Annotated in this window: 18 protein-coding genes; 17 read left to right on the top strand and 1 reads right to left on the bottom strand. The window is 30.1% G+C overall.

Annotation, left to right across the window (positions count from 1 at the left end):
* Nucleotides 1-125: 125 nt before the first annotated feature.
* Both ABDZ93_RS18900 and ABDZ93_RS18895 read left to right on the top strand, forming a co-directional pair.
* Nucleotides 126-632: a hypothetical protein gene (locus ABDZ93_RS18900; protein WP_343828071.1), complete on the top strand. Its 507-nt coding sequence runs from the start codon at nucleotides 126-128 to the stop codon at nucleotides 630-632.
* Between the two features lie 323 nt (nucleotides 633-955).
* On the top strand, nucleotides 956-1,711 hold the full coding sequence (locus ABDZ93_RS18895; RefSeq protein ID WP_343828070.1) for a hypothetical protein: 756 nt from the start codon (nucleotides 956-958) through the stop codon (nucleotides 1,709-1,711).
* A gap of 102 nt (nucleotides 1,712-1,813) precedes the next feature.
* Here ABDZ93_RS18895 and rbr read toward each other — a convergent pair whose 3' ends face one another.
* Nucleotides 1,814-2,353 (bottom strand): rubrerythrin, encoded by a 540-nt coding sequence (gene rbr / locus ABDZ93_RS18890; RefSeq protein WP_343828069.1) that lies wholly within the window; start codon nucleotides 2,351-2,353, stop codon nucleotides 1,814-1,816.
* Between the two features lie 610 nt (nucleotides 2,354-2,963).
* On the opposite strand from rbr, the gene ABDZ93_RS18885 reads away from it, so the two are divergent.
* The 15 genes from ABDZ93_RS18885 to citC all read left to right on the top strand — a co-directional run bounded on the left by ABDZ93_RS18885 (nucleotide 2,964) and on the right by citC (nucleotide 18,561).
* Nucleotides 2,964-3,641: a hypothetical protein gene (locus ABDZ93_RS18885; RefSeq protein ID WP_343828068.1), complete on the top strand. Its 678-nt coding sequence runs from the start codon at nucleotides 2,964-2,966 to the stop codon at nucleotides 3,639-3,641.
* A 31-nt stretch (nucleotides 3,642-3,672) separates the two neighbouring features.
* The gene (locus tag ABDZ93_RS18880; protein WP_343828067.1) at nucleotides 3,673-4,329 is read left to right on the top strand and encodes a zinc dependent phospholipase C family protein; all 657 of its coding nucleotides are present in this window, start codon (nucleotides 3,673-3,675) and stop codon (nucleotides 4,327-4,329) included.
* Nucleotides 4,330-4,544: 215 nt separating this feature from the next.
* Nucleotides 4,545-5,612, top strand: coding sequence for an NAD(P)H-dependent flavin oxidoreductase (locus tag ABDZ93_RS18875; protein ID WP_343828066.1), 1,068 nt, complete (start codon nucleotides 4,545-4,547; stop codon nucleotides 5,610-5,612).
* Between the two features lie 132 nt (nucleotides 5,613-5,744).
* Complete coding sequence (locus ABDZ93_RS18870; protein ID WP_343828065.1) at nucleotides 5,745-7,253, top strand: DUF1846 domain-containing protein; 1,509 nt, start codon at nucleotides 5,745-5,747, stop codon at nucleotides 7,251-7,253.
* A gap of 187 nt (nucleotides 7,254-7,440) precedes the next feature.
* A complete protein-coding gene (locus ABDZ93_RS18865) occupies nucleotides 7,441-8,829 on the top strand; it encodes an MATE family efflux transporter (RefSeq protein WP_343828063.1) in 1,389 nt (462 codons plus the stop codon).
* 145 nt (nucleotides 8,830-8,974) lie between these two features.
* Nucleotides 8,975-9,973, top strand: coding sequence for an asparaginase (locus ABDZ93_RS18860; protein WP_343828062.1), 999 nt, complete (start codon nucleotides 8,975-8,977; stop codon nucleotides 9,971-9,973).
* Nucleotides 9,974-10,084: 111 nt separating this feature from the next.
* Nucleotides 10,085-10,855: a copper homeostasis protein CutC gene (locus ABDZ93_RS18855; protein ID WP_343828061.1), complete on the top strand. Its 771-nt coding sequence runs from the start codon at nucleotides 10,085-10,087 to the stop codon at nucleotides 10,853-10,855.
* Nucleotides 10,856-11,003: 148 nt separating this feature from the next.
* Nucleotides 11,004-11,807, top strand: a complete 804-nt coding sequence (locus tag ABDZ93_RS18850) for a polysaccharide deacetylase family protein (protein WP_343828060.1) — start codon at nucleotides 11,004-11,006, stop codon at nucleotides 11,805-11,807.
* 219 nt (nucleotides 11,808-12,026) lie between these two features.
* A complete protein-coding gene (locus tag ABDZ93_RS18845; protein WP_343828059.1) occupies nucleotides 12,027-12,698 on the top strand; it encodes a GntR family transcriptional regulator in 672 nt (223 codons plus the stop codon).
* A 254-nt stretch (nucleotides 12,699-12,952) separates the two neighbouring features.
* Entirely contained in the window at nucleotides 12,953-13,237 is a 285-nt protein-coding gene (gene citD / locus ABDZ93_RS18840) for a citrate lyase acyl carrier protein (RefSeq protein WP_343828058.1), read from the top strand.
* 12 nt (nucleotides 13,238-13,249) lie between these two features.
* On the top strand, nucleotides 13,250-14,158 hold the full coding sequence (locus tag ABDZ93_RS18835; RefSeq protein ID WP_343828057.1) for an aldolase/citrate lyase family protein: 909 nt from the start codon (nucleotides 13,250-13,252) through the stop codon (nucleotides 14,156-14,158).
* A complete protein-coding gene (gene citF, locus ABDZ93_RS18830) occupies nucleotides 14,148-15,701 on the top strand; it encodes a citrate lyase subunit alpha (protein WP_343828056.1) in 1,554 nt (517 codons plus the stop codon). Before ABDZ93_RS18835 ends, citF begins: the two co-directional genes overlap by 11 nt.
* Before the next feature lie 121 nt (nucleotides 15,702-15,822).
* A complete protein-coding gene (gene citS / locus ABDZ93_RS18825) occupies nucleotides 15,823-17,169 on the top strand; it encodes a citrate/sodium symporter CitS (RefSeq protein ID WP_343828055.1) in 1,347 nt (448 codons plus the stop codon).
* Between the two features lie 111 nt (nucleotides 17,170-17,280).
* Complete coding sequence (locus ABDZ93_RS18820; RefSeq protein WP_343828054.1) at nucleotides 17,281-17,484, top strand: hypothetical protein; 204 nt, start codon at nucleotides 17,281-17,283, stop codon at nucleotides 17,482-17,484.
* Nucleotides 17,485-17,523: 39 nt separating this feature from the next.
* A complete protein-coding gene (gene citC, locus ABDZ93_RS18815; RefSeq protein ID WP_343828052.1) occupies nucleotides 17,524-18,561 on the top strand; it encodes a [citrate (pro-3S)-lyase] ligase in 1,038 nt (345 codons plus the stop codon).
* Nucleotides 18,562-18,659 lie beyond the last annotated feature (98 nt).

Genomic DNA, 18,659 nt, shown 5'->3' with positions numbered 1-18,659 from the left:
ATTTTATAGTAGTGGTGAATTATAATTTGATAATCAAGTATATGGCACAGAAAATTTATAACTTTCATATAATGTATTGTGGTAGCTACATACCACCAAAATATTTAAAGAGAGGTTAACTTCTTATGAGTAAGAATTATAATAATTTAGTATGTGATAATAGTATGATTGATGGAAATTCAATAGATGTAATATTAGAAGGTTGTGATTCAGAAGTAAGAGCAGATGTAATTGTATCTGAATTTAACTCCATAAGATTGTGGGGTCAAGTAAAAAACTGCGACGGACAACCCGTTTCTAATGTACTCTGTAAACTTGTTAAAGTAGTTAAACATGGTGATGTGTGCCAGTATCAAGGAATAGCTCATACAGTTAGTGATTGTGAAGGTTTTTATCAATTTGATATTTGCGTTGATGTTCCAGGTAGATGTTATAAAGTTCTAGTTAACAAATCAGCAGTAGGTATTGAAAGAATAATTAGTACTAATGATGGAAATTGCCATGCTTGTACATCACCAGGATATAATCCATGTGGAGAGTATAAATATAGAGTGACACCAGCAGATAAGATTAACTGTAAACAGAAACCAAAGCGTGAATGTGAAGACCGTTGTGATGAGTGCTATATTTAGGTAAATCTATAAATACAAAATTCAGCATATGTATTTATAAAAATTTTCAACTAAGAACATTAATTAATAAAAAGTATTGTCTATAATAAAATGGAGGCAGTAAATGCATAAGCATTTACTGCCTTCGTTTTATTAACAATCATTAGGATTTTTACATGAATGAAATTGATATAATCAATCACAACATCTTACTTAGATGGTCAATGCATTTATGTTCTATATGGCAGTACGTTTTAATTACTTATAAAGTGGTTTAAATAAGTGAACAAAATATACCTAATAAGGATATAATAATATATAATGTTAATAATAAGGAGATTTTTATGAAAAATTTGTTTTTTTTATCAAAGACTCGGTTAAATAATATAGAAAAGAAACCATTCAGTGGCATGGCTTTTGATGGAGAGTATTTCTATACGTGTTTTCATAAATCATCAAATATATATATTTTTAACTTAGAGGGGGATTTTATAAAGAGTTGCGATACTGAGAGACCGTATACAAGCCTTTGTTATGATACTGTAGAAAAGTGCTTTTGGGCAGTCTCAGAAGAAAATAATGAAATTCTATATAAGCTAAACTTAGAATTCATTATTATAGAAGAGATAAAAATTTTAACAGAGTATTTAGAATCAATAAATAGTATCTCATATAATCATAATGATGACAATCTTATAATTACTACCTATGAGGGAGTATATATGGTTAAAAAAAGCGGAGAAATATTCTATAAATATAGAAATAATAAAAAAAATGTCACCTTAACTGCTGGAATAATATTAGATAAAATTTTAAGGTGTAATATATATAACCCTTCTTCAATAAATATGATTAACATAATTAATATAATATATCCAATGTACAATAATGAAGATATATGGTGTCTACCAAATGGATTTATGGCAAATAGTATCTGTACAGCCTACGATGATAGTGAGAATATTTTTCTGTTTATATTGGCAACAAAGGAATTTAAAGAATCATATGTTTTAAAATATGAGTGTTTGGTAGAAAACAACGTAAAGAGTGATGAGGTTGAAGAAGATCCAATGATGTGTATCCAAGAAATTAATGGTTAATCATATCAATATTTAAAAAGCAAAAGACTGAATTATTGATCACAATTCAGTATGAATAAGTATAAAAAATGCACATCAGATTATTCAGATGTGCATTTTTTATTAATAGTTTTTAGCTAGGATTTGGAAGTAGCTTTGAGGATGTGCACATACAGGACATGCCTTAGGTGCTTTTTCTCCTTCATAGATAAATCCACAGTTAGCACATTGCCACACTACTTTTTCTTCTTTTTCAAAGACTTTTCCTTCTTCAATATTTTTTAATAAAGCTAAATATCTTTCTTCATGTTCTTTTTCAATTTTACCTACGCCTTCAAATAAGTTGGCAATTTTATCAAAGCCTTCTTCTCTGGCTTCTTTTGCAAAATTAGCATACATATCAGTCCACTCGTAGTTTTCACCAGCAGCTGCATCTTTAAGGTTTTCCATAGTGTCACCTATGCCATCATGAAGAAGCTTGAACCATATTTTTGCATGTTCTTTTTCGTTATTTGCAGTTTCAGTGAAAAGAGCGGCAATTTGCTCATATCCTTCTTTTTTAGCCTTTGAAGCATAAAATGTATATTTATTTCTAGCTTGAGATTCTCCTGCGAATGCTGTCGCTAAATTAGCTTCTGTTTTAGTTCCTTTTAGATTTCCCATTTTTATTCCCCACTTTCTTCTTTTTAATACTATTACCATTAAAAGTAATTTATTATTTAATAATAATTATTATTTAGCAATTTAAATATAGTGTATCATATAAAAATTGGGTTGTAAATAATTATAAATAAACATTAACATTTATTTATAATTTCAGTAATATTTATGCTGATATATAAGTATTACTGAATTACAAAAATAAAGAGAAGTTAATAATAGTTAAATAGTACAAACTTAAGGAAAGTTTCATACTCAATATAGAAGTTATATAGATAGATCATTAGAACTATAAATTAAAAAGATTTATAGATACTAAGGAAATTTAAAAACAAAAGAAGAAAGGGTTACATTTGTATTTAAGACATATATCTTTCATTGAATTATTCATATATTCATCCTGTAGATTTTATCTTTATATCAAAAAAATAAAATGTATTTTAACACAAATGGGTGTGGAAATTACATATAAATGTAATAGAGGTGAATTTTCAACTTATTAAAAACTTCTTAAAAATGAAAATTTGTTATAGATAAATAGTTATGAAAACGTTATAATATTTATAAAATAACAAATTTTAAAAGATACAGTAGAAAAGGGGAGAATAATTGAATGAAATTAGGGGATTACTTATGGGGAGGTTTATTACTGTTATGGGCTATGGTTTTAGTGGTGCCATCTACTAGAGAAGTATTCATGGTTATGACACAAGCATATCCATATATTAGTGGTTTTTTAAAGTTTTTTGTCTTAGCTACCATGGGAGATATATTAGGAGCGAGAATTTTACATGGACAATGGAAAAAAACTAAAGGATTAATTTTTAAAGCAATTATATGGGGAATCATTGGAATGATGATAACTTTAGCCTTTACATTATATTCAGAAGGAGTGTTATCAGCACAAAGTATGGGCAGATTACCTTTCCAAGACTCAAAGCTTGGGCATGCATTTTTAACAAGTACCATGATGAATATTACTTTTGCGCCATTTATGTTTTTATTTCATAAATTTAGTGATTTATATATTGATGCTAAATACAGAGGGATGAAAAAGGTAACTATAAATGAATTAATTGAGGAAGTGGATTTTAATATGCTTATAGGGTTTAGCATGCTAAAAACCATTCCGTTTTTCTGGATACCATGCCATACCGTTGTATTCTTAATGCCACCACAGTATAGAGTAATAGCTTCAGCTTTCTTATCAATAGCTTTGGGACTTATGATGGCTATAGCAAAAAAGTCTAAAGGAATTGCATTGAAAGAACAAGAGGTGTTAGGCCAGTAAATATTAGTATATGATTATAAGGAGGATTTTAATGGCAACTTGGATAGCTCATCTTAGAATTGCGGAAAATATATTAAAGAATGTGGATGATTTAGATTCTACAGCTTTTATTCTTGGTAACGTGGGACCAGATTCGGGAGTTCCTAACGAAGATTGGAGTAGTTTCAATCCACCAAAAACAATTACTCATTGGATTAATGAAGAAAATAATATAGAGGCAAATAAGTTTTTTAATAAGTATATAAAAAATAATTCAATGGAATATTCCAAATATTCTTATGTACTTGGATATTATATACATTTGCTTACTGATATAGAATGGTCTAAGTTTTTTGATGAAAAAAAGAAGAATGCCTTATATAATAAAAAATTAAAGGAAGATGCAAGTTTTATTTGGACGATAAAAAAAGATTGGTATGGATTAGATTTTTTATATTTAGAAAAAAATCCTAACTTTATTTTCCATACTATTTTTAAAAATATAGACCAGGTACCTGATTATTTAGATTACTTTCCTGAGGGAGCTTTAATGAAGCAAGTTAAATATATAACAGAATATTATTTAGGAGATAATGAAGAGACTAAAGATAATTTCATATATCTTAATGAAGAAGAAATGGATAAGTTTATTGATGAGACTTCTAAGAAGATATTTAGTAATTTAAAAGGAAAAATAGAATATAACTAAGGTGAAAAATATAAAGAATAAGGAACTATACATATGATTTTGTGTTATAGTTCTTTTATTTTTGAATTTTTTTATGAAGGATAAGTTAATTATATATATTCAGTAAGGATACTTATTGCATCCATTATTAAAATGGCTTATAATAAAATAAACTTTGATTATCAAAGTATTTGAAAGCCAAAATAAAATATTTAAATTTGAAAGGTTGTGTTTTTATGGATATAAAAGGCCTAAAGATAGGAAATATATTAGCACCTATGCCGATAATTCAAGGTGGAATGGGAATAGGAGTTTCGAGATCAAAACTTGCATCAGCAGTGACTAATGAAGGAGGAATTGGAGTTATATCTGCAGCACAAGTAGGATATGATGAAGAGGATTTTGAAAGTAATAATTTAGCAGCTAACATCAGGGCTTTAAAAAATCAAATTTTCTTAGCGAAAAAGGCTACTAATGGAGGCGTTATCGGGGTTAATATAATGGTTGCCATGAATAATTATAAAGAACATGTTAAGGCTGCCATAGAAGGTGGTGCAGATATTATAATTTCTGGAGCTGGAATACCAATTGAATTACCTAAATTAATCAAAGGTTTTTCAATAAAAATCGCACCAATAGTATCTTCTTTGAAGTCAGCAAAAGTTATTTTGAAGCTTTGGGATAGACACGATAAGGTAGCTCCTGACATGGTTATTGTTGAAGGTCCAAGAGCTGGAGGACATCTAGGATTTAAAAAAGAAAATATAAATATGTCTGGAGAAGCCTTTGATAAAGAGGTAGTAGATATAATTAATGAAACTAAAATTTATGGTGAAAAGTATAATAAGGAAATTCCAGTAGTAGTTGCTGGAGGTGTATATGATGGAAAAGACATAGCTAAATACTTAAAGTTAGGTGCAGATGGAGTTCAAATGGCTACTAGGTTTGTAGCAACGGTTGAATGTGATGCATCAGAAAATTTTAAGAAGGCTTATATTGATTCAAAAGAAGAAGATATAGTTATAGTAGATAGTCCTGTAGGTTTACCAGGAAGAGCTATATGTAATTCCTTTGTAGAGAAAACTTTTAAAGGAAAATTAAATGTGGAAAAATGCTATAGATGTATATCCCACTGTAACCCAAAAATAACTCCATATTGCATTAGTGAAGCATTAATAAATGGTGTTAAGGGAAATATGGATAAAGCTTTAGTATTTTGCGGAGATAATGCCCATAGGATTAAAAGTATAGTCCCAGTAAAGGAATTAATGGAGGAATTAAAAGTAGAAATTTTAAAAGCATAAAATCCAGAAATAAATAATAAAGGTCAAATTTAGAATTGACAAAAAAATTAAAAATTTTTAATTTAGGTTTTACTAAAGAGGAAAATATGTAATAATAATATGTATGTTTTATTATTATGATGAGGTGTAAAGATGAAAATTGGATTTGATCACGAAAAATATCTGGAAGAACAATCAAAATATATTTTAGAGAGAGTTAATAATTATGATAAACTTTATCTAGAGTTTGGCGGAAAACTTTTATTTGATATGCATGCTAAAAGAGTTTTGCCAGGCTTTGATGAAAATGCAAAAATAAAGTTACTTCATAAACTTAGAGAAAAGGCAGAAATAATTATTTGTGTATATGCCGGTGATATTGAAAGAAATAAGATAAGAGGCGATTTTGGAATTACATATGATATGGATGTACTAAGATTAATTGATGATCTTAGAGGATATGACTTACAGGTAAACAGTGTAGTTATAACTCGCTATAGTGGTCAACCAGCTACTAATATCTTTATAAATAAATTGGAACGTAGAGGTATTAAAGTTTATAAGCATGAAGCTATTAAAGGATATCCTACAGAGGTTGAGACTATCGTAAGTGATGAGGGTTATGGAAAAAATCCATATATAGAAACTACTAAGCCAATAGTAGTAGTAACAGCACCGGGACCAGGAAGTGGAAAGTTGGCTACTTGTCTTAATCAATTATACCATGAGAATAAAAGAGGAAATGCTGTTGGGTATTCTAAATTTGAAACTTTTCCTGTATGGAATGTACCTTTAAAACATCCTTTAAATATTGCCTATGAAGCAGCTACAGTAGACCTTAAGGATGTAAATATGATAGACTCTTTTCATTTTGATGCATATAATGAGGTTGCAGTAAACTATAATAGAGACATTGAGATGTTCCCAGTTATAAAGAGAATTATTGAGAAGATAACTGGAAAAGAATCTATATATAAATCTCCAACAGACATGGGAGTTAATAGAGTAGGATTTGGAATTACTGATGATGAAGTTGTTAAGGAAGCTTCTATACAGGAGATAATTAGAAGATACTTTAAAACTAGCGTTGAATATAAAAAAGGATATGTAGATGCAGAGGTTTTCCAAAGAATTAAAATAATTATGGAAAGTTTAAATCTTAAGCCAGAGGATAGAAAAGTAGTTATTCCTGCTAGAGAATATTCTAGTAAGCTTAAATTAGAGGCAAACAAAAATGATGCTTGTCCTGTAGTAGCGCTAGAACTTGAAGATGGAACTATTTTAACAGGCAGAAGTTCAGAACTTATGGATGCATCTTCAGCTGCTATTTTAAATGCAGTTAAGCATTTGGCTAATATATCTGATGATATTCATTTAATTTCACCAGTGGTATTAGAACCTATAAAAAGCTTGAAAACTAATGCTTTAGGAAGTAATAATACATCTTTAAATTCAGAAGAAATATTAATTGCTCTTAGTATTTGTGCAGCTACTAATCCTATGGCTCAAGTAGCTTTAGAAAAGCTTATAAGGCTCAAAGGATGTCAAGCTCACTCTACTACTATTCTTAGTACTGGTGACGAGCAAATATTTAGAAAACTAGGAATAGATGTTACTTGTGATGCTGAGTATCCTTCACAAAATTTATTTTATAATATGTAATAAAATTTAAAGTAAAAATAAATAGAACAGTGTATATGATTATGAATTTTAAATTATAAAGTATACACTGTTTTATTTCGAAAAAAATATATTTCGACATCCTAAGTTTTTATAGAAATTTATAGTATATGTGGTATATAATATATGGTGTAGTAATGAGAAATTTAAAAGTAATTTAGGAGGGGACATGGTTAAGAATAAAAGAAGTTTTATTTTAAAGGGTAATTTATACAAAGTAATAGGAGTACTAGCAATTCCTATTATGATAAATAATTTAATACAAACACTATATAATCTAGTGGATGGATTATGGGTAAGTAAAATTGGATCAGTAGAATTTGCAGCTACAGGATTTGTTTGGCCAGTAAATTTTTTATTTATATCTATTGGAATGGGTTTATCTATAGCAGGTACATCTATAATTTCTCAATTCATAGGAGCTGACAAATATGAAGAGGCTAATAAGTACGCAAGTCAACTTATAGTAGTATCTTTTTTATCTTCTATTCTATTTGCCATAATTGGATATATATTATCGCCCTTTATTGTAAGAATAATGGGTGGAACAGGTGAATTAGCAAGAAATAGTATAATATATTTAAGAATTACCTTCTTAGATATGCCTTTTATGTTTTTATTTTTTAACTTTAACTCCATAATGAATGCAGAAGGAAATACAGTATTTCCAACTGTACTTAGTGCAATTAGTGCAGTTCTTAATATGATTTTAGATCCAATATTTATATTTACATTTAATATGGGAATTGCAGGAGCAGCTATAGCAACTTTATTGTCAAAGGCTATATTAGCAATAGCTGGGGTTTACGTATTAATGAGAAGATCATCTAAGGTAAGACCTTCTTTTAAGAAGTTTAAATTTGATGTAGAAGTAATTAAGAAAATCATATCAGTTGCCCTTCCATCATCTATTGGACAATCTGGTTCAGCTTTAGGATTTATGGCTTTAAATGTTTTTATAGTATCTTATGGTACGGCAACACTAGCAGCTTTTGCTATGGTAAATAGAATTACTTCTCTTGTAAGTCAACCAGCTATGGGAATTGGTGCAGCCCTTACATCTATTATAGGGCAAAATTTAGGATGTAGCCAACTTGAGAGAGCTAAGGAGGCCTTTGTAAAAGCTATGAAGCTTACTATCGGTTTTTCAGCTTTAGGATTAATTATCTTACTAGCTTTTGATAAAGAAATTATAGGTTTCTTCATGCAATCAAAGGACGATATGATGGTAATTTCAGAGGGTATAACATATCTTCAGTATATAGCATGGTCTATGCCACTAATGGGTATATTTAGTGTGCTTCAAGGCGTATTTCAGGGATCGGGTCATACTAGATATTCTATGGAGATGGAAGTGGGAAGACTTTGGTTTGTAAGACTTCCAATGATATTACTATTTAAAAACTTTACTAATATAGGGTCTGTAGGTATATGGTTTTCTATGAGTTTTAGTAATCTTATAATATGTATCTTTGGATATATAATGTACCGAAAAGGAGCCTGGGAGAAAAATATAATTCATAATGAGGATTGTAGAGAAATAAAAGAGGCAAATTAAAGGAAATCTATGGGATAGAATTAAAAATAATGTTAAAATATACACATAGGATAAATGCTTATCCTATGTGTATTTAATTTATATATTACTTATATATATATCAATAATTACAGCATATAAAATAGTTAATAGAAAGGGTGTTACCATGGATGAGATTTTAGTTGAAGAGTATAGGGGAGAACTTTTAGAATGTGTACATAGAGGATATATATGTTGTGTAAACGAAGACGGAGAAGTTGTTTACTCCATTGGTGATCCTGAATTTGTAACTTATATGAGATCATCAGCAAAACCAATACAAGCTATTCCATTAATAAAGAGAGGCCTTGACACAAAGTATAATCTTAGTGATAAAGAAATTACAGTTATGACAGGATCCCATAGGGCGGAACCTTTTCATATTAAGGCATTAGAATCTATAATGGACAAAGTTCAAGTAGAGGAAGAAGAACTTATATGCTTACCTACATATCCATTATCCATGAAAGCTAAAGAGAAGATATTGAGATGTCAAGAGAATAAGAGACGTATTTATCACAATTGTTCAGGAAAACATATGGGAATTTTAACTTTATGCACTGATATGAACTGTGATAAAAAAGAATATTGGAATATTAACAGTCCAGCTCAGCAAGAAATTCTTTCTCATATTTCAATGATATCTGGTTATCCAATAGATCAGATAAAAATTGGTACAGATGGCTGTGGAGTTCCTGTATTTGCAATGCCTATGAAAAATTTAGCTATGGCTTATATGACCATGGCATGTCCAGATACTATTAAGGATGAGTTAACAAGAAATGCAGTAATAAAGCTTACTAAATTAATGAATGAAAATTATGAGATGGTTTCAGGCACTGATTTAATATGCTCATTACTTTTACAGGATAATAATATTGTTGCAAAGGGGGGAGCTAAAGGTGTATATTGTTTTGGGCTTAAAAAGGAAAGACTTGGATTTTCAATTAAGATAATTGATGGTTCAGAGGAAGAATGGCCTTTAATAGTAGCATCTATTTTAGAGCAGATCAATTATAAAAATAGCGATACAATAGAGAGATTAAAGAAGGTATTTCCAAGGGTTATTGTTAATGATAATAACAAAATAGTAGGAGAAAGTATTGTAAAATTTAATCTGAAATAGATAAACTTATTTGTAATATTAAGTTTACTTAAAAAGTTATATATCTTAATATGTAATTTTTAGTGGGAGGTAGATTACAAAATAAAAGGTATGAGATGGAGGTAATTAATAATGAAAGAAAAGGTGTTAGTGGAGATATGTTGTGGTTCACTAGAAGATGTTATAATAGCTAAAAAAGCAGGAGCCCATAGAGTAGAGTTGAATTCTAATATGTTTTTAGGAGGCATAACTCCATCTATAGGAACTATTGAGGAAGCTAAAAAATTAGTAAATATTCCTATTATGGTAATGATTAGACCAAGAGGTGCTGGATTTTGTTATTCTGAATATGAAATTAAAACCATGGAGCGAGATATGAAAGCAGCTGTTAAAGCAGGTGCTGATGGCATAGTATTTGGAGCATTAAAGGAAGATGGTACTCTTGATGTGGAGTTATGCAAAAAATTTATGGATATTATTGGAGATAGAGAAGCTGTATTCCATCGCGCCTTTGATGTAGTTAAAGATCCTTTTAAAGTTTTGGATACATTAGTTGATTTAGGTGTAAAAAGAATTCTTACTAAGGGACAAAAGAATACAATAGAAGATGGGTCTGAATTTTTAAAAGAGCTGATGAAGTGTGGTAAGGGCAAAATTGAAATACTTCCAGGAGGGGTAAGACCATATAACGTAAAATGGATGATTGAAAATATGAAGTTTAATCAACTTCATGTAGCTTCCTTTACTAAAAGAAAAGACTATTCAACACAATGCAATCCAGAAGTTTACTTTGGAAGTCCTCTGAATCCCAAAGAGCTTGACTATGATATAGCTAATTATGATTATTTAAGAGAAATGTGTGATAATATAAAAATTATTACTAAAGCTAATTGTATAAAATAGATAAAAAATAATTTTAAAGAGGTTGTCTCAAAATAAGTTTGCGACAACCTCTTTTTGTTAATTTAACCTTAAAAATAATAGTATACATTTATAATTAAGAACACAATATATATTAAGGTAATTTACTATTTATATAAGGAGGATTAATATGAAGAAATTAAAATATTCTTCTATGGTTGTACTTATACTTATCTTTATATTTTGTACCTTCAATCCAGCTTTAGCTGAAGATGAGAAGAAAGCTGATTCCAAGGAAGATATAAAAAAAGTAGTTTATTTAACTTTTGATGATGGTCCTACTAATAATACCATAGAAATACTAAAGGTTTTAGAAAAAGAAAATGTTAAAGCCACATTTTTTGTTATAGGTGAACTAGTTGAGCAAAATCCAGATATATTAAAGCAAGTTCAAGAACAAGGCCATGAAATATGCGTACATACCTATAACCATAAGAAATGTATATATTCGAGTAAGGCGGAATATTTGGCGGACTACAACAAAGCTTTTAAGGCTATTACTGATGTTATTGGGCATGAACCTTCAAAATTCATGAGAATGCCTGGAGGGTCTAGCACTACCATAGGAGATAAAGGAACTGTAAGAGCTATTAGAAATGAGTTGTGTGATGAGGGATTGTACTATGTGGATTGGAATATGTCTATTGAGGATGCTCTATCTACAAATGTACCTGTAGAAAAACTTTTATCTACTTTTAGAAAAGAGCTTAAAAAAACTTTTATAGATCCTAACACTGCCATAGTACTCATGCATGATGGAGCTTCAAACTCTACTACACCTAAGGCTCTTCCTTCTATAATTAAATATTTTAAAGACAATGACTATGAGTTTAAAAATTTTGGAGATATATCTGAGGAAGAACTAACTCACCTTTTAAATCAAAGACAAATAAATAAATATAATCAACCAAAGCAAACAGATGCTTCAAAGTAAGAATCTAATCCTTTAAAAATTTTATTACTTTTATATACATAAGTATTATGCATCATTAAATTTGACAAAGAGTTAAAGGTATGCAATATTAATGTATATGGTTAATATTTTTAATTAAGTAAAGTATTAAATGAATGACTTTATTTGTAATGAAAATTAACAACTAAAATAAAGTATGTTTGTTATAGTCACAAATTATTTTTAAGGATGTAGATATTTATGAGTAGTGTTTTAAAGAATTTAGATGAAGGTAAAGAAAAATCTATAAGAGAAATAGTTCTTAAAGAACTTCGAACAGCTATATTTACAGGAAATATAAATCCAGGAGATAGATTGGTAGAAAATAATATAGCTACAGCTATGGGAGTTAGTAGAACACCTGTTAGAGAAGCCTTAAGACAGTTGGAAAGTGAAGGTTTGGCTGTGAATATTCCTAGAAAAGGAACTATAGTTAAGGGGATTTGCATTGAGGATGCTATAGAGATTTATGATATACGCGAAGTTTTAGAGGGACTTGCAGTAAGAGGAGCATGTATGCATATTTCTAGAATTGAGATAAGAGAGTTGAAAGAAATCATAGAAAATATGAAAAAACTTATTGAGGCTAATGAAGAAAAGGAATATGTAGAAGTTCACAACAGATTTAATAGAATAATTTTAGATGCTTGTCATAATAAAAGATTAATATCACAAATGGAATATATATATGAATACTTACAAAGCCTAAGAAAAATTAGTTTAATGACTAAGGAAAGAAAACTAGATGCACTTAAGGAACATATAGAAATTGTAGATGCTATAGAAGCGGGAGATGAACAACTTGCTGAAGAAAGAGCAAGGGTTCATGTTACACGTGCTAAAAAATCTTTTCAAAATGCAGTGGTTAAGTAATAGCTTATAATATATTACCTATAATATATAATATAAAAAGAATTGTTAATACTAAGTGTATTAGCAATTCTTTTTTATGCATTAAAGAAAATTTAATATTTACTATAAAATTATGAAAACTTAAAAAAATATTCAATTTTCTATTGATTTTTATAAATATTTTGTATACACTATAAACAAGATGTATACAAAATGTATTCAAAGTATGAAAAGGGATACAAAACGATGAATATTTTTAATCAGGAGGCGTAAATATGGAACTTAAAACAGTAGCTAGTGCTGGCACATTGGAGTCCAGTGATATTCAAATTATAATTGAACCCTCAACTGCTGGAATAGAAATTACTCTAGAAAGTACTGTTAAAGCACAATTTGGAGAGGAAATAGAAGCAGTTATTAAAGAAACTCTTAACTCCTTAGGGGTAGAAAATGCGAAGGTGTTTGCTAATGATAAAGGTGCAATTAATCCTGTAATTAAAAGTAGAGTTCAGACTGCAGTTCATAGATCCGCTGATAACAAGGAATATAAATGGATGTAAGGGGAGATTAAGATGAAACTAAGACGTTCGATGTTATTTGTTCCTGGAAACAATCCAGGAATTATAAGAGATGTACACATATACAAACCCGATTCAGTAATGTTTGATTTAGAAGATGCCATTGCTATAACAGAGAAAGATTCTGCAAGATTTTTAGTTCACAATATGTTGAGAAATCTAGGAGATTACTATAAAGAACTAGGCATAGAAACAGTGGTTCGTATCAATGGTTTAGATACAGAATTTTGGAAAGATGATTTAGCAGCAATAGTAACAGGTGGAGTTGAAGTTGTTAGAATACCTAAAACTGAAACTGTAGAAGATGTTATGACTGTAGATAGAGAAATAGAAAAAATAGAGAAGGCTTGTGGAAGAGAAATTGGATCTACAAAGATAATGGTGGCCATTGAATCTGCGTTAGGAGTTATGCATTCCTTTGACATAGCAAAGTCGCCTACTAAAAGATTAATAGGAATGGCTTTAAGTGGTGAGGATTTTGTAACAAGCATGAAAACAACAAGAACTCCAGAAGGGGACGAGCTTTATGTAGCTAGAGGAATGATTGCTATGGCAGGTAGAGCTTGTGGTCTTGAAGTATTAGATACAGTTTATTCTGATGTAAATAATGATGAAGGATTCTTAAAAGAAGCGAATCTTATTAAGAGAATGGGATATGGCGGTAAGTCACTAATTCACCCAAGACAAGTTGAACTTATACACAGTGTCTATACTCCAAATGAAAAAGAGATAGTTAAAGCTAAAAAGATAGTAGATGCTACAGCGGAAGCACTACGTGAAAATAAAGGAGTATTTACTGTAGACGGTAAAATGGTAGATAAACCAATTATAGAGAGAGCTCAAAGAGTTCTAGAACTTGCCAAAGCAGCAGGGGTTCTAGCTGGAGGTGAAGATGATGAATAATAGAGTAAGTAAGGAATTATTAAATACTATCCCAGGCTATGAGAAAAGGAAGGTTTATGAAACTCCATTTATTAATCAACCAAAGGAAACCATGGTTGAAAGCGATAGTGAAAACTTAAAAGAACAAGTAAAGCGAACTAAAGTTGTAGAATCTTTAAAAATTGCTATAGAAAAATGTGAAATTAAAGATGGAATGACTATTTCTTTCCATCATCACTTTAGAGCTGGAGATAAGCTTTTAATGATGGTGGTAGACACATTAGCAGAGATGGGTATCAAAAATTTAAGAGTAGCATCAAGTTCTCTAACTAGTGCTCATGATGGGCTTGAAGCACATATAGCAAATGGTGTTGTAAACAGAATTGAAAGTAGTGGACTTAGAGGAAAACTTGCTGCAGCAATATCAGAAGGAATTTTAGGAGATCATCCGGCAGTTATTCGTTCTCATGGTGGAAGAGCTAGAGCTATTGTAGAGGGAGATTTAAAAATAGATGTAGCATTTATAGCAGCTCCATCTGCAGATTGTATGGGAAATGCCAACGGTGTAAAAGGAAAATCTATATGTGGATCTTTAGGATATGCAAAGGTAGATGCAGAGTATGCTAATAAAGTAGTTGTAGTTACAGATACTTTAGTTGATTATCCAAACTTTCCACAAAGCATTCCTCAAACTAAAGTTGACTATGTAGTCGTAGTTGATGAAATAGGTGATTCCAAGGGAATAATGTCTGGAGCAACTAGATTTACATCAAATCCTAAAGAGCTTTTAATGGCAAAAAGAGTACTTGATGTAATGCTTGCCTCAGGAAGATTTGTAGATGGATTCTCTATGCAAACAGGTAGTGGTGGAGCATCTCTAGCAGTTACTCGTTTTGTTAAAGAGGAATTAAAGAAAAGAGATATTAAATTAAGTTATGCATTGGGTGGAATTACAGGACCTATGGTAGACCTTTTAGAAGAGGGTCTTTGTGATATATTATTTGATGTTCAATGCTTTGATTTAAAGGCTGCAGAGTCCATTGGGAAAAATGAAAAACATATAGAAGTTAGTGCAGATTTTTATGCTAATCCATTTAATAAATCTGCAGCAGTTAACAAATTAGATTTTGTTATACTAAGTGCACTAGAAATAGATACTGATTTTAATATTAATGTTATATCTGGTTCTGATGGAGTTATTAGAGCAGCATCGGGTGGACATAGTGACACAGCAGCTAATGCTGGAATATCAATCCTAGTAGCACCTCTTACTAGAGGAAGAATTGCAACCATAATTGATAAGGTAACTACTATTGTTACTCCGGGAAGTACAGTAGATGTAGTTGTTACAGATTATGGTGTAACTGTAAATCCACGAAGACAAGACTTAATTAAGAAGTTTAAGAAGGCAGGTCTTCCTTTAATAACCATGGAGGAATTGAGAAAAATTGCCATTAAACTAATAGGAGTTCCTAAGGAATTAAAGTTTACTGATGAGGTAGTAGCAGTAATAGAATACAGAGATGGAAGTATTATAGACGTAGTTAAAAAGCTTAAAAAGTAACTTGAACATTATCTTTGATTTGAAAATTTTAAACATATAACTTGTTAACCCTACTAAGCTTTACAAAACTCAGTAAAGCTTAGTAATGAAATTATACAATTTAATTTTAGGAGGATTAATTATGCCAGAAAATCTTATTGAAGAAAAAAAAGGTCCATTTAAAGTATACGGCATGCCGTGGTACATTTTTGCAGGAGTTGCAGTAGTAGTTTTCTTTGCAGCAATCAAAGGTTTTTTACCTAAAAACTCTGTAGGTGCCTTTGCACTATTATACTCAGTAGGTATACTATTTGCTATGGTTGGTGATAGAATTCCAATATGGAAAGAGTATGTTGGAGGAGGTCCTATCCTTGCTTTCCTTGGTTCAGCAGCATTAGTTTACTATGGAATAATACCAGAAGCTAGCGTTGAAGCTGTAAAGGTATTTATGGATACAGCAGATTTCTTAGACTTATTTATAGCAGTACTTATAACCGGATCAATATTATCAGTTAATAGAAAATTACTTATGAAAGCTTTCCTTGGATATATTCCAGCAATATTAGGAGGAGTAATTGCAGCCTTCTGTCTTGGGTCTCTAGGTGGATTTATATTTGGAATTCCTATGTCAGACATAGCTACTAAGTATGTATTACCAATAATGGGTGGTGGTACTGGAGCAGGAGCAATTCCTATGAGTGAAATTTACTCAAGTGTTACTGGTGGAGATCCAGCAGCTTGGTTATCATTTGCTCTTTCAATTCTTACAATAGCTAATATTATAGCTATAATAGCGGCTTCTATATTAAATAAATTTGGTGAAACTAAGACAGGAGCTAAATTTAACGGACATGGTGAATTAATAAGAAAAGCAGAAGATATATCTAAATTAGAAGAAACAAGAGTAGTTAAAGTTACAGCTAGAGAAGTTGCAGCAGGATTAATTCTTGCATGTGCATTCTATGTATTTGGAAATATATTATCAAAAACTTTAATTATACCAGAGTTCACACTTATGGGGATAAATGTTAAAATTGATATTCATAGATTTGCTTGGATGGTTATTTTAGTAGCTATAGCTAATGTAGCTAATATAATTCCATTAGAGTTAAAAGAAGGTGCTAAAAAGCTTCAAGGATTCTTCTCAAAACAATTCTTGCTAGTAGTAATGGTTGGAGTTGGTATAGCTATGACAGATCTTGGAGAACTTATAGCAGCATTTAATGTAGCTAACGTTGTTATAGCAGGTTTAATAGTTTTAGGGGCAATCATTGGATCAGCACTTGTAGGTTGGTTAGTAGGATTCTACCCAATAGAAACAGCAATTTCTGCTGGATTATGCATGGCAAACCGTGGAGGTTCAGGAGACGTTGCTGTTCTTACAGCAGCAAAACGTATGGATTTAATGTCCTTTGCACAAATTTCTTCTCGTCTTGGCGGAGGAATAATGCTGATATTAGCAAGTATAGCCTTTGGTATGTTCTTCTAAAATCGGCCTTTGAAAATAAATATAAAAAGAGTGTTGATGTCAACACTCTTTTTATATTATGATACAATGTAAGTATCCTAATAGTTATAAACTTATAATGGAGTGATAAATATGAGTAAAAAGAAAAATATAAAAATCAATAAAGAAATTCTACAAGAAGCTCATGCAGAAGGAATGTTTAGTGAAGCAGAAGAAATATCTAAAGGAAAAAAGAAATATGAATTTAAAAGTGGCTTTGATGCCATGTTATCCGTAATTATAGTAATTATTGCATTACTAATAATATCTTTTGTAAGAAAATATTTTAACTTATAAAATTAATATAAGATATAACTTATTAAATGAGGTGGAAAAATGTATTTTAATACTCAAAAAATAAATCTTAATTCTAAAATAGAAATAAATAGGGTTGAGGAATTTTTAAAAGGATTTGCACTTAAGTATGAGGATGTAGATTATACTTTAATCATTGAAGAAGATGGAGAAATAATAGCTACCTGTTCTAAAAAAAATAATATAGTTAAATGTTTTGCTATAAGTGAAAATTATCAAGGCCAAGGTATATCTAATATACTTATCACTGATATAACTAATAAACTCTTTGAAGAGGGTATATATCATAACTTTATTTTTACTAAGCCTTCTAATAATTTTCTATTTGAAGGACTTGGATATAAGGTGATTGTTGATACAGATAAGGTAAGTTTATTGGAAGCAGGGAATAAAAATATCCAAAGTGAGCTAAAAAATCTAAAAAAGATTTATGAAATAAGGGAAGGTGAGAAATATTCTGCATTGATTATGAACTGTAATCCTTTCACATTAGGGCATAAATATATAGTTGAAAAAGCAGCTAAGGAAAATAGCAATGTAATAATTTTTGTAGTAGAAGAAGATAAATCCTCTTTTCCATTTCAAATTAGGTTTCAACTTATAAAAGAGGGAGTAAGGGAATTAAAAAATGTCACTGTAATACCAGGTGGAAATTATATCATATCATCAGCTACTTTTCCAAATTATTTTTTAAGAAAAGATGATGACATTCTAAAGGAATACACTAAGATAGATGGAAATGTCTTTGGAAAATACTTTTGTAAGGAGCTAAATATAACTAAAAGATATGTAGGTAGTGAACCTTATTGCAATGTTACCAATACTTATAATGAAACTTTAAAAGAAGTATTGCCTAAGTATGGCGTGAAAGTTGAAGTTATAGAGAGATATGAGATAGAAAATAAAGCTATAAGTGCATCTAGAGTAAGAGAATTACTTAAAGGAGATAGACTAAAAGAAGTAAGGGAACTAGTACCCAAAACTACCTATGAATTCCTGGAAAGTAGCGTAGGAAAAGATATTATTGAAAAGCTTAAACTTAGAGATTTACCCCATTAAAATTATAATAATAAGTATTAGCTATTATGTAAGTTAGAAACTGATTGGTATATAATAAAAACCTATGAATTTAATTTTATCATAGTAAGGAAGGGGAA

Origin of the sequence: Clostridium subterminale (assembly GCF_039521425.1) — a bacterium.
Lineage (GTDB): Bacteria > Bacillota > Clostridia > Clostridiales > Clostridiaceae > Clostridium_J > Clostridium_J subterminale.
The sequence above is the reverse complement of the archived record's forward strand: the minus strand, read 5'-3'. Positions and strand labels throughout refer to the sequence as shown.

Excerpts from the sequence above, each read along its gene's own strand:
- rbr (WP_343828069.1), bottom strand. The coding sequence starts at position 2,353 with ATGGGAAATCTAAAAGGAACTAAAACAGAAGCTAATTTAGCGACAGCA.
- citS (WP_343828055.1), top strand. The coding sequence starts at position 15,823 with ATGCCAGAAAATCTTATTGAAGAAAAAAAAGGTCCATTTAAAGTATAC.
- ABDZ93_RS18820 (WP_343828054.1), top strand. The coding sequence starts at position 17,281 with ATGAGTAAAAAGAAAAATATAAAAATCAATAAAGAAATTCTACAAGAA.
- ABDZ93_RS18870 (WP_343828065.1), top strand. The coding sequence starts at position 5,745 with ATGAAAATTGGATTTGATCACGAAAAATATCTGGAAGAACAATCAAAA.
- citF (WP_343828056.1), top strand. The coding sequence starts at position 14,148 with ATGATGAATAATAGAGTAAGTAAGGAATTATTAAATACTATCCCAGGC.
- citD (WP_343828058.1), top strand. The coding sequence starts at position 12,953 with ATGGAACTTAAAACAGTAGCTAGTGCTGGCACATTGGAGTCCAGTGAT.
- ABDZ93_RS18835 (WP_343828057.1), top strand. The coding sequence starts at position 13,250 with ATGAAACTAAGACGTTCGATGTTATTTGTTCCTGGAAACAATCCAGGA.
- ABDZ93_RS18850 (WP_343828060.1), top strand. The coding sequence starts at position 11,004 with ATGAAGAAATTAAAATATTCTTCTATGGTTGTACTTATACTTATCTTT.
- ABDZ93_RS18900 (WP_343828071.1), top strand. The coding sequence starts at position 126 with ATGAGTAAGAATTATAATAATTTAGTATGTGATAATAGTATGATTGAT.
- ABDZ93_RS18865 (WP_343828063.1), top strand. The coding sequence starts at position 7,441 with ATGGTTAAGAATAAAAGAAGTTTTATTTTAAAGGGTAATTTATACAAA.
- ABDZ93_RS18860 (WP_343828062.1), top strand. The coding sequence starts at position 8,975 with ATGGATGAGATTTTAGTTGAAGAGTATAGGGGAGAACTTTTAGAATGT.
- ABDZ93_RS18855 (WP_343828061.1), top strand. The coding sequence starts at position 10,085 with ATGAAAGAAAAGGTGTTAGTGGAGATATGTTGTGGTTCACTAGAAGAT.
- ABDZ93_RS18875 (WP_343828066.1), top strand. The coding sequence starts at position 4,545 with ATGGATATAAAAGGCCTAAAGATAGGAAATATATTAGCACCTATGCCG.
- citC (WP_343828052.1), top strand. The coding sequence starts at position 17,524 with ATGTATTTTAATACTCAAAAAATAAATCTTAATTCTAAAATAGAAATA.
- ABDZ93_RS18845 (WP_343828059.1), top strand. The coding sequence starts at position 12,027 with ATGAGTAGTGTTTTAAAGAATTTAGATGAAGGTAAAGAAAAATCTATA.
- ABDZ93_RS18885 (WP_343828068.1), top strand. The coding sequence starts at position 2,964 with ATGAAATTAGGGGATTACTTATGGGGAGGTTTATTACTGTTATGGGCT.
- ABDZ93_RS18895 (WP_343828070.1), top strand. The coding sequence starts at position 956 with ATGAAAAATTTGTTTTTTTTATCAAAGACTCGGTTAAATAATATAGAA.
- ABDZ93_RS18880 (WP_343828067.1), top strand. The coding sequence starts at position 3,673 with ATGGCAACTTGGATAGCTCATCTTAGAATTGCGGAAAATATATTAAAG.